Origin of the sequence: Streptomyces sp. HSW2009 (assembly GCF_040240285.1) — a bacterium.
Lineage (GTDB): Bacteria > Actinomycetota > Actinomycetes > Streptomycetales > Streptomycetaceae > Streptomyces.
Genome location: NZ_JBEHZD010000274.1, coordinates 1 through 10298, shown reverse-complemented (window position 1 = coordinate 10298; position 10298 = coordinate 1). Strand labels below are relative to the sequence as shown.

Here is a 10298-nt window from a genome sequence, read left to right as displayed (position 1 = left end):
GGGGCGGGGCCGCGGGCGCGGGGGGGGGGGGGGCCCCCCCCGGGGGGGGGCCCCCCCGCGGGGGGGCGGGGGCCCCCCGGGGGGGGGGGCGGCACCGAGCCCGGGCCCGATCCCGACCCGCCGCGCCAGCGTGCCGTCGTGGACGCGTTCCTCGCGGCCTCGCGCAGCGGCGACTTCGACGCGCTGGTGTCGGTGCTGGCCCCGGACATCGTGCTGCACGCGGACCTCGGCGCCGGCATCAGCGGCATCGCCGGGGCGGCGGGCGGCGCTGCGGCAGCGGCCGGCGGCATCCTCGAACTGCACGGCGCCGACGCCGTCAGCCGGCAGGCCCTGGCCTTCGCCAGGTACGCGGCGTCGACCCCGGTGCCGGTCCTGGTCAACGGCGCGGCGGGGGTCATCTCGATCGTCGACGACGCCCCGCAGTCGCTGCTGAGCTTCACCGTCCGCGACGGCAAGGTGCACCGCATCGACATCCTCGCCGACCCGGCCCGCATCGAACGGCTCGACCTGCTGTCGCTGGCGGCCGACTGGACCGATTCGTAAGCCGGACCACCCGGAGACGGCGCGCGTCGGCCCACCGGCGCGCGTCGGCCCGCAACACCCCGAGGGGCGGTACGGATTCGCTCCGTACCGCCCCTCGGCGTCGTACCACTCTCCGGCCGGCCACCGGGGATCGCCGCCCGAACTGGCCGGCGCACCGCCCGCCGGACGGACCGGCGCACCACCCCGCCGGACTGACCGACGCACCAGCCGCCGTACGGGCCAACGCACCAGCCCCCGGACGGGCCGCGGCCAGCCTGCTCAGCCGTGCGAGCGCAGCAGCGTCCGCATCGTGCGCATGGCCACCGACAGGTTCGCCAGGTCGAAGTCGTCCGAACCCTGGATCTCCTCCAGCGTGCCGCGGGCCCGGGTGAGCAGGGCCGCGTTCTTCTCCTCCCACGCCTTGAACCGCTGCTCGGGCGTGGCGTCGCCGTTGCCCACCGAGAGGATGTCGGAGGTGAGTGCGGCGTGCGCCGCGTACAGGTCCTCGCGGATGGAGGCGCGGGCCATGGACTGCCAGCGGTCGGCGCGCGGCAGCTCGATGATGCGGTCCATGAGCTGGGTGATCCGCAGCCGGTCGGCGATGTCGTAGTAGACCTCGGCGACGGCCAGCGGGTCCTTGCCGGTGCGGTCCGCGACGGCGACGATGTCCAGCGTCGGGAAGGCGGACGAGAAGCTCGCCACCCGCGAGGCCAACTCCTCCGGCACGCCCGCCTGGCTCAGCTCCTCGTTGATGCCCTGGTACCAGTCCAGGTCGGCACCGCGCAGCAGCTTCGGCAGGGCGGCCCACACGGTCGCCACCCGCTCGCTGAAGAAGTCGATCGTCTCGGCGAGCTCCAGCGGCTGCGGGCGGTTGTTGAGCAACCAGCGCGTACCGCGCTCGACCAGCCGCCGCGAGTGCAGCCGGACGCGGGTCTGCACATCCGCCGAGACCACGTTGTCCAGCGCCTCGACCTCGTCCCACACTCCGGCCAGGCCGAAGATCTCGCGGCCCGCGGTCTGCGCGCGCACGATCTCCTCGGTGGAGGCGCCGGTCTCCTCCCGCATCCGGTGCAGGAAGGTCGAACCGCCGGTGTTGACGGTGTCGTTGACCAGCACGGTCGTGATGATCTCGCGGCGCAGCGCGTGCGCGTCGATCTGCTCGCCGAACTGGTCCCGCAGCGCCTGCGGGAAGTAGGCGTGCAGCAGCCGCTGGAGGTACGGGTCGTCCGGCAGCTTGGTGGCCACCAGCTCCTCGGCCACCGTGATCTTGATGTACGCGAGGATCACGGCCAGCTCGGGCTGGGTCAGACCGCGCGAGGCGGCCAGCCGCTCACGGATCTGCCGGTCGCTGGGCAGGAACTCCAACTGCCGGTCCAGCCGGCCCTCGCGTCCGAGGCGGCGCATGAAGCGCTGGTGGGCGTGGAGCAGGCTGGGCGCCTGGGCGACGGCGTTGGCCAGCGCGGTGTTCTGCGCGTAGTTGTTCCGCAGCACCAGCGCGCCGACCTCGTCGGTCATCTCGGCGAGCAGCTTGTTGCGCTGCTTGACGGTCATGTCGCCGTCGGCGACCACCGAGTTGAGCAGGATCTTGATGTTGACCTCGTGGTCCGAGGTGTCCACGCCGGCGCTGTTGTCGATCGCGTCGGTGTTGATCCGGCCACCGGTGGCCCGGCCCTCGGCGTCCCGCGGCCCGCCGACGCTGGCGAACTCGATCCGGCCGAGCTGGGTCAGGCCCAGGTTGCCGCCCTCGCCGACGACCTTGACCCGCAGCTCCTGGCCGTCCACCCGGATCGCGTCGTTGGCCTTGTCACCGACGTCCGCGTGCGATTCGAGCGAGGACTTGACGTACGTGCCGATGCCGCCGTTCCACAGCAGGTCGACCGGGGCCTGGAGGATGGCCTTCATCAGCTCGGCCGGCGTCAGCTTGGTGACCCCGGCGGGAATCCCGAGGGCCGCCCTGACCTGCGCGTTGACCGAAATGGACTTGGCGCTGCGCGGGTGCACGCCGCCGCCGGTGGACAGCAGCTTGGTGTCGTAGTCGCCCCACGAGGAGCGCGGCAGCTCGAACAGCCGGCGGCGCTCGGCATAGGAGACGGCCGCGTCCGGGTTCGGGTCGAGGAAGATGTGCCGGTGGTCGAAGGCGGCCACCAGCCGGATGTGCTCGCTGAGCAGCATGCCGTTGCCGAACACGTCGCCGCTCATGTCGCCGACGCCCACGACCGTGAAGTCCTCGGTCTGGGTGTCGTGGCCGAGCTCGCGGAAGTGCCGCTTGACCGACTCCCAGGCGCCGCGGGCGGTGATGCCCATGCCCTTGTGGTCGTAGCCGGCCGAGCCGCCGGACGCGAAGGCGTCGCCGAGCCAGAAGCCGTAGTCGACGGCGACCTCGTTGGCGATGTCGGAGAAGGTGGCGGTGCCCTTGTCGGCCGCGACCACCAGGTACGTGTCGTCCTCGTCGTGCCGGACGACGCCCTCGGGGTGCACGACCTGCCCGCCGACCAGGTTGTCGGTGATGTCCAGCAGCCCGGAGATGAAGATCTTGTAGCAGGCGATGCCCTCGGCCAGCCAGGCGTCCCGGTCGACCGACGGGTCGGGCAGCCGCTTGCCGACGAAGCCGCCCTTGGCGCCCACCGGCACGATGACGGTGTTCTTCACCATCTGCGCCTTGACCAGGCCGAGGATCTCCGTACGGAAGTCCTCGCGCCGGTCGGACCAGCGCAGCCCACCGCGGGCGACCTTGCCGAACCGCAGGTGGACGCCCTCCACGCGCGGCGAGTACACCCAGATCTCGTACGCCGGGCGGGGCGCCGGCAGGTCGGGGATGGCCTGCGGGTCGAGCTTGATGGACAGGTAGCCGTGCGGCTGGCCCGCGCCGTCGTGCTGACCGTCGGGGCCGCTGGTGCCACCGGTGCGCTGGAAGTGGTTGGTGCGCAGCGTGGCCTTGATGACGGTGAGGAAGGAGCGCAGGATGCGGTCCTCGTCCAGGCTCGCGACCTGGTCGAGGGCGGCGTCCAACTCTTCGAGCAGCGCATCGGTGAGCTCGTTCCCGGCCCGCTGCCGTTCGGGCGCCATCCGCGCCTCGAAGAGGTTCACCAGCAGCCGGGTGGTGTGCACGTTGTTGCGGAGGGTGTCCTCCATGTACGTCTGACTGAAGGTGGAGCCGGCCTGCCGCAGGTACTTCGCGTACGCGCGGAGCACCATCGCCTGCCGCCAGTCGAGCCCGGCGCTGAGCACCAGCTCGTTGAAGTTGTCGTTCTCGGCCCGGCCGGTCCACACCGCGGCGAACGCGTTCTGGAAGCGCTCGCGGGCGTCGTCGCTCTCCACCCGCTCGGGGAGCCGCAGGCCGAAGTCGTAGATCCAGGCGGTGGACCGGTCCGAGCAGCGCAGCTCGTACGGGCGCTCGTCCACGACCTCCACGCCGAGCCGCTGGAGCACGGGGAGGACGGCCGACAGGGAGACCTGGCCGCCGCTGCGGTAGATCTTGAAGCGGCGCTCGCCGGGTCCTGCGCCGACCGGCTCGTACAGGCTGAGCGCGAACTCGCGCTGGCCGCCGGCGGTGGTCAGCCGCTCCAGGTGCTGGAGGTCGGAGACGGCGGAGCGCGGCGTGTGGTCGGCCTTGTACCCCTCGGGGAAGGCATTGCCGTACCGGCGCAGCAGTTCGGCGGCGTGCTCCTCGCCGACCTCGGCGCTCAGCGCCTCGGCGAAGCCGTCGGCCCACGAGCGGGCGGCCTCCACCAGGCGGGCCTCGATGCGGTCGGCGTCGGTGTCGGTCAGGTCGGCCAGGGTCGCCCCGGGCGCGACGCGGATCACGAAGTGCAGCCGGGAGAGCACCGACTCGGTGTTCCAGGCGGTGAAGTCGACGCTGGTGCCGTTCAACTCCTCCTTGAGGATGTCGATCAGCCGCAGCCGGACGCCGGTGGTGTAGCGGTCGCGGGGCAGGTAGACGAGGGCCGAGTAGTAGCGGCCGTACTCGTCCTGCCGCAGGAACAGCCGCAGCCGGCGCCGCTCCTGGAGGTAGAGGACCGAGGTGGTGATGGAACGGAGCTGGTCGACCGGGGTCTGGAACAGCTCGTCGCGCGGGTAGGTCTCCAGGATCTGGAGCAGGTCGCGGCCGTCGTGGCTCTGCGGCGTGAAGCCCGCGGTGGACAGCACCTCGGCGACCTTGCGGCGGATGACCGGGACCCGGCGCACCGACTCGGTGTACGCGGCCGACGAGAACAGGCCGAGGAACCGGCGCTCGCCCACCACGTTGCCGTCCGCGTCGAACTTCTTGACGCCGACGTAGTCGAGGTAGGACGGCCGGTGCACGGTGGCCCGGCTGTTGGCCTTGGTCAGGATGAGCAGCTTGTGCTCGCGGGCCTTGGCGCGGGCGTCGGCCGGCAGCCGGTTGAAGGAGGGCGAGCCGGGGCGGCCGTCGCCGGGCGCCGCGTGGTTGCCGTCGGCGGCGTGCGCCGGGTCGGAGCGCAGGATGCCGAGGCCGGTGCCGGGCACGGCGGTCAGGACGTCCTCTTCCACGCCGCCCTCGCCGGGCGCCGCGGTCAGCTCGTACTCGCGGTAACCGAGGAAGGTGAAGTGGTCGGCGGCCAGCCAGCGCAGCAGTTCCTGGGCCTCCTCGACCTCCTGTTCCCGCAGGTCACTGGCGGTCGGCTCGGCGGGCAGCTCATCCGCGATGCGCAGCGCGGACTCACGCATCTTGGTCCAGTCCTCGACGGCCTCGCGCACATCGGACAGGACCCGCCGCAGGTCGGCGGTGATCTGCTTGAGGTCGCCGCGGTCGGTCTCGCGGTCGAATTCGACGTGGATCCAGGACTCCGTCACCGCGTCGTGCGGCAGGTCGCCCGCCGGCAGTACGGCGGTGGCCGCGGCGACCCCGGCGGCGGTCCCGCCGACCACGTCGGGGCCGGTGGCGAGGGTGATGCCCTCCGGGTCCCGCTGCGAGCCGAGGACTTCGAGCAGCTTGCCGGTCACGTCACGGCGCACCACGACCTGCGGGTGGATCACGACGTGGATGCCGCGGCCCTGCCGGGAGAGCTCGTTGGTGACCGAGTCCACCAGGAAGGGCATGTCGTCGGTGACGACCTCCACCACCGAGTGGGTGCAGGTCCAGCCGTTCTCCTCGACCGTGGGCGTGTGGACGCGCAGGTTCGCCGTGCCCTGCGGCCTGACCTGCGCCAGCCGGTAGTGCGAGAGCGCGGCACCGAAGAGGTCGACCGGGTCCCGCCCGCTCAGGTCCTCGTAGGCGGTGTGCAGGTAGTAGCGCTGGAGGTAGGCGCGAAGGGTCTCGGAATCGAGCCCCCGCTCCGGCTGCTGGTTGTGGGCGGGGTTCTGCTCAGCGACCCGGGCCGCTCGTTCGAGCAGCTCGGCCTTGGCTTCGTCCAGCTTGGTCTGCATTTCCTCTGCTCCTGTCGCGCGCCGTTGCGTGACATCGATGTGCGGTGGCATGACGTCGTGACGCGGGATCGCCGGTCGCTGTCGACGTTATGCGGGAATGAGCTCGGGCTGGGCCACTCCTGACCAAATGTGGCCAACAACCCTGTGAAAGAGATCTCGCGACGCCCCGGGCACTATGGTGCGCCGGGCGCTGTACTCCCGCCCGGCAACAGCCGGCGGCGAGGGCCACTCTGCCCTCGTGGGATATCGCGCTGATCACGCCGTAAGGCTATCGCTCCCCCCTGGGCCGACGTCAGCGGCCCGATATATACAAATCTGGGTCCGGAACTTTGAGCGAAACGGACCAAAGCGCAACGCACACGGCAGGAAGTCGCCGAACGGGGTCGAAGGGCTTGGCAAACCCCGCCCGGCAGTGCACGGTGAACAAACCCGGACAGTTCGGAGCCAGCGCCGGAGGAGCCAGCGTCGTGGGGGTCAGCCCCGCCCGGCACACCGGCGCACCACGGAGGTAGGCGGATGACGGCGAAGATCCTCATCGTGACGGGCGACGCGGCGGAGTCCCTGGAGGTGCTCTACCCCTACCAGCGGCTGCGCGAGGAGGGGTACGAGGTCCACATCGCGGCACCGAGCCGCAAGAAGCTCCGCTTCGTCGTCCACGACTTCGAGGACGGCTACGACACGTACACCGAGAAGCCCGGCTACACCTGGCCGGCCGACCTGGCCTTCGCCGAGGTCGACCCGGGGCAGTACGCCGCGCTGGTGGTGCCAGGCGGCCGGGCCCCGGAGTACCTACGCAACGACGGCGAGCTGCGCAAGGTAGTCAAGGCGTTCTTCGACGCCGACAAGCCGGTGGCCCAGATCTGCCACGGCCCGCTGCTGACCGCCGCCACCGACAGCCTCAGTGGCCGCCGCGTCACCTCCTATCCCGCGCTCGAACTCGACATGCAGTCGGCCGGCGCCACCTTCCAGGACGCCGAGGTCGTCGTGGACGGCCCGCTGGTCTCCGCCCGCGCCTGGCCGGACCACTCGGCCTGGATGCGGGAATTCCTCACGGTCCTCCGGGCCAAGGCACCTTTGGGGTGAGGGCCCCGGCCCGCTTGCCGGGGTGGGCTTGGGTCGCTGGGCTCGGGTCGCGGCCGGAGTGGGGCGCCCAGGCCGCTGGGCACGCTGGGCGGCCGGGGCTGCGAGGTGGGCTGGGGCTGGCAGGTGGGCTGGGGCTGCCGGGTGCCTTGGAGTGGTAGGGGCTGGGCACGGGGGGGACCGGTCGGGCGCCCGCACCCCCGCGTGCGGCAGGCGCCCGTACCGTCGTGTCCGGTACGGGGCGGCCCGCCGTCCGTCGGGTCAGGCCGCGTCCGTCGGGTCAGGCCGTCAGCGCCTCGGCCAGCTCCACCGCTTCGGCCAGCGTGTCGGCTATGGGCACGCCCACCTCCGCCAGGCTGGCGTGGCTGTGGGAACCGCCGGAGTAGAGCACGGCCCTGGCCCCCACGTGCTGAGCGGCCAACGCGTCGTCCACGGCGTCACCGATGACCACGGTGCGGGCCACGTCCACGTCCGGCAGCTCCGCGAGGTGGCGCACCATGTGCTCCGCCTTGCCCCCGCCCGACGGGCCGACACGCCCCTGGACCCGGACGAACCGCGAGGCTATGCCGAAGCGGCTGACCAGCGGCAACAGGCTCTCGTGCCCGTAGAGCGAGAGCAGCGACTGGGTGCGGCCCGCCGTCTGCCAGCCTTCGAGCAGCGCCGCGGCGCCGTCCGCGAGCTCGCAGCCGACCTGCTGCTCCTCGTACCGCCGCCGGAAGACCACATCCATCTGGAGCCACTCGTCCTGCGTCGGCAGCCGCCCCATCAGGCGTTCGTAGAAGCGCGGCACCGGCACGCAGTACAGCTCGCGATACCGGTCGAGCGTGATGGGTGCGAGGCCGATCTCGGCGAACGCGGCGTTGGTGGCCGCGATCACGGCGTCGAGGTCGTGGTAGAGGGTGCCGTTCCAGTCCCAGATGATGTGCGTCTCATGCTTCCCCATGCCCACGACGGTACCCGGCCCCTCTGACACTCCCCCGGTCCAGTACCGGCCGTGGGGGTGGCTACGCGCCCGGCGAGTGGGAGCCGCGTGTCCGGCGAGTGGGAGCCGCGTGTCCGGCGCGGCGCCGCCCCGGGCAGCGCCGCCGCCCGCCGGGCCCTGCCGGAGCGACCGGCCCGCGGCCCGTACCTGCCGCACCCGCCCCGCGCACTCCGCCCTCCCCAGCAGGCGCGGCTGCGCCGGGGTCGGGGGTGGCGGGGTCGGGGTGGCGGCGGCCACAAGGTCGGCGCGGCACGGCGGCCGGTCCCACCCGCAGCAGACCGGCCGGCGGACCGGCCGGCCGCCTCCACGCCAGGCACGCGACCGGTGGACGGTCGGCAGGTCAGCCGATCAGCGGGTCAACGGGCAACGGGCAACGGGCAACGGGCAACGGGCAACGGGCAACGGGTCAACCGATCAGGTTAGGAATCTCCTGCGTCGCGTACCACAGCAGCTCGTGGTCCTCGGCCCCGTCCACCGTGAAGCGGGCGTCGTCATCGCCCTGGTCGGCGGCGCCGAGGGCGGCAGCGGCGGCGGTCACGTCCGGCTCCGCCTCCTCCGAGTCCACGTGCACCGCGGCGGCCTTGCCGAGCGGCACCGTCGCGGAGATCCGCACCTCGCCGAGGGCCGACTGGTCGAGCCCGCGGTCCGGATCGGCCACCGCCTGGCCGTCCGGTACGTCGACCGCGACGACCACCCGGCGGCGCGGTGCGGTCGGGTCGCCGGCGATCCGGCGCAGCGAGGCCGCGGCGGCCCGGTTGAGCGCCGCGTACTCCAGTTCCTCGATGTCGTCCGACACGTACCACTCGCGCAGCGCCGGCGTCACCGCGTACGCGTCCAGCGGGGCCGGGCCCAGCTCGCCCGCCTGGTGGGCCTCGGCCAGGCCGGGGAGGGTGAGGGGGACGTACACGCGCATGTTCGCCGCTTTCATCAAGACTTGTGAGGCCGTGCTGTCGGCAAGCATAAGCGCGCCGGTCCCCCTTCGGGGTAGGGGCTCGACACCGCCCTGGGCCTCGCCCACCGCACGGCCCGAACCTCCGTGACGACCCTGCTGGGACCGGCTCCATCACCCGAATAGGTGGTCACGCACGGCGATGCCCACACCTGAGATTCGCCGTTGCCCGCGCCGCGAACCCGCCGGTAGAAGTCATCTGACGGAAACTACCGCCCGGTACGGAAACCGGGCCCGGAGAACGGGGGCGAGCAACGGATGCACCGACGGACGAACGGCCTGGCCCAGAGAGCAACCACCGACACCCCGCCCCTCACGGGCACGGCGCCCCGCAGCCCCCGACCACCCGCTCCCACCGTGCCGGCCCCCGCCCCGAGGACGAGCACACCGCCCACCCCGCCCGCGACATACGACGCCCCACCACCCACCGAGACCCGCGTCCCCCGCCCCCGCACGAGCGGCCAACTGCCGACGCGCGCCGGTGCGGGCACGGGTAGGGGCACGGGCGCAGCCACGGGTCCGGGCGCGGGGACGAGTGCGGGTACGGGCACGACCGCCGGCACGGGCACGCGTACGGCTCCAACCACCAGCACAGGTACGGGTACGACCACCAGCGCGAGTGCGGGCGCAGCCACCGGTGCCGACCCAAGCCCCAGCAGCAACGGCAACACCGACGGCGCTATCAACAGCGGCAACAGCAACCAGCCGCCCCTTCGCAGCCGAGCCGGAACCGGCTCGGGGCCGGCCACACCCCGCCGCGTCCCGCGCCAGGCCGGCGGTCCGCCGCGGCGGCACGACCAGCGGCGGCCCGGCGGCCCGGACCCCGCGACGAGGCAGCGGGCGCGCGAGCGACTGCCGCGCTACTGGTTCGCCCACCGGCTACTGCTCACCCTCAGCGGCCAGCGACCGGTGCACTGGATGCTCGGCCACACCCAGGGCATCGCCTACGACCAGTTGGCCGCGCTCGCCCCGCACCCTGCCTGGTGCCCCACCGCGGCGACCTCCGCAACACCCCCGGCCCATCGGACGTACGCCCCCGGCCGCGTACCGGGCCTGCACCAGCCCCACCCCGGCCAGCCGGCCGCGCCGGCCGCCCCCACGGCACCCGCTCCGATGACCGGCGCGCGTCTCCCGCACGGAACGGGCGGCGTACGCGAGCCCCAGCCGGCGGATCCACGGGACCCCCAGCCGGCGGACGTCCGCGGCGCCCACCCGGCGGACCTGCGGGACGCCCACCCCGCGGACGTCCGCGCCGCCCCCCCCGCGCCCCACCGGGGCCCCCCCCCCCCCCCCCGCCCCGGCGCGCGCGGCCGCCCCCCGCCCCGGCCCGCCCCGCCCCCCCCCCCCCGGCCCACCGGCGGCGCACGTAGCGGCCGCTCG

5 protein-coding genes and 1 pseudogene are annotated in these 10298 nt (G+C 73.2%); 3 read left to right on the top strand and 3 right to left on the bottom strand.

Annotated elements, in window-relative coordinates; all coding sequences use genetic code 11:
• A partial coding sequence (locus AAHZ94_RS20050) for a sigma-70 family RNA polymerase sigma factor family protein (RefSeq protein ID WP_502964722.1) occupies nucleotides 1-543 on the top strand: 543 nt, incomplete at its 5' end.
• Nucleotides 544-801: 258 nt separating this feature from the next.
• Here the strand turns inward: AAHZ94_RS20050 and AAHZ94_RS20045 are convergent.
• The gene (locus tag AAHZ94_RS20045; RefSeq protein WP_349994349.1) at nucleotides 802-5907 is read right to left on the bottom strand and encodes an NAD-glutamate dehydrogenase; all 5106 of its coding nucleotides are present in this window, start codon (nucleotides 5905-5907) and stop codon (nucleotides 802-804) included.
• Between the two features lie 516 nt (nucleotides 5908-6423).
• On the opposite strand from AAHZ94_RS20045, the gene AAHZ94_RS20040 reads away from it, so the two are divergent.
• On the top strand, nucleotides 6424-6990 hold the full coding sequence (locus tag AAHZ94_RS20040; RefSeq protein ID WP_349994348.1) for a DJ-1/PfpI family protein: 567 nt from the start codon (nucleotides 6424-6426) through the stop codon (nucleotides 6988-6990).
• Nucleotides 6991-7267: 277 nt separating this feature from the next.
• Here AAHZ94_RS20040 and AAHZ94_RS20035 read toward each other — a convergent pair whose 3' ends face one another.
• Together AAHZ94_RS20035 and AAHZ94_RS20030 are read right to left on the bottom strand one after the other, a co-directional pair.
• A complete protein-coding gene (locus tag AAHZ94_RS20035; protein WP_349994347.1) occupies nucleotides 7268-7930 on the bottom strand; it encodes an HAD family hydrolase in 663 nt (220 codons plus the stop codon).
• Between the two features lie 445 nt (nucleotides 7931-8375).
• Nucleotides 8376-8882 carry a DUF6912 family protein gene (locus AAHZ94_RS20030; RefSeq protein ID WP_349994346.1) on the bottom strand — a complete coding sequence of 169 codons (507 nt, stop codon included), beginning with the start codon at nucleotides 8880-8882 and terminating at the stop codon, nucleotides 8376-8378.
• A gap of 954 nt (nucleotides 8883-9836) precedes the next feature.
• Between AAHZ94_RS20030 and AAHZ94_RS20025 the strand changes: the two are divergent.
• A pseudogene (locus AAHZ94_RS20025) lies at nucleotides 9837-10298 on the top strand (hypothetical protein); the annotation flags it as partial.

Excerpts from the sequence above, each read along its gene's own strand:
- AAHZ94_RS20040 (WP_349994348.1), top strand. The coding sequence starts at position 6,424 with ATGACGGCGAAGATCCTCATCGTGACGGGCGACGCGGCGGAGTCCCTG.
- AAHZ94_RS20045 (WP_349994349.1), bottom strand. The coding sequence starts at position 5,907 with ATGCAGACCAAGCTGGACGAAGCCAAGGCCGAGCTGCTCGAACGAGCG.
- AAHZ94_RS20030 (WP_349994346.1), bottom strand. The coding sequence starts at position 8,882 with ATGCGCGTGTACGTCCCCCTCACCCTCCCCGGCCTGGCCGAGGCCCAC.
- AAHZ94_RS20035 (WP_349994347.1), bottom strand. The coding sequence starts at position 7,930 with ATGGGGAAGCATGAGACGCACATCATCTGGGACTGGAACGGCACCCTC.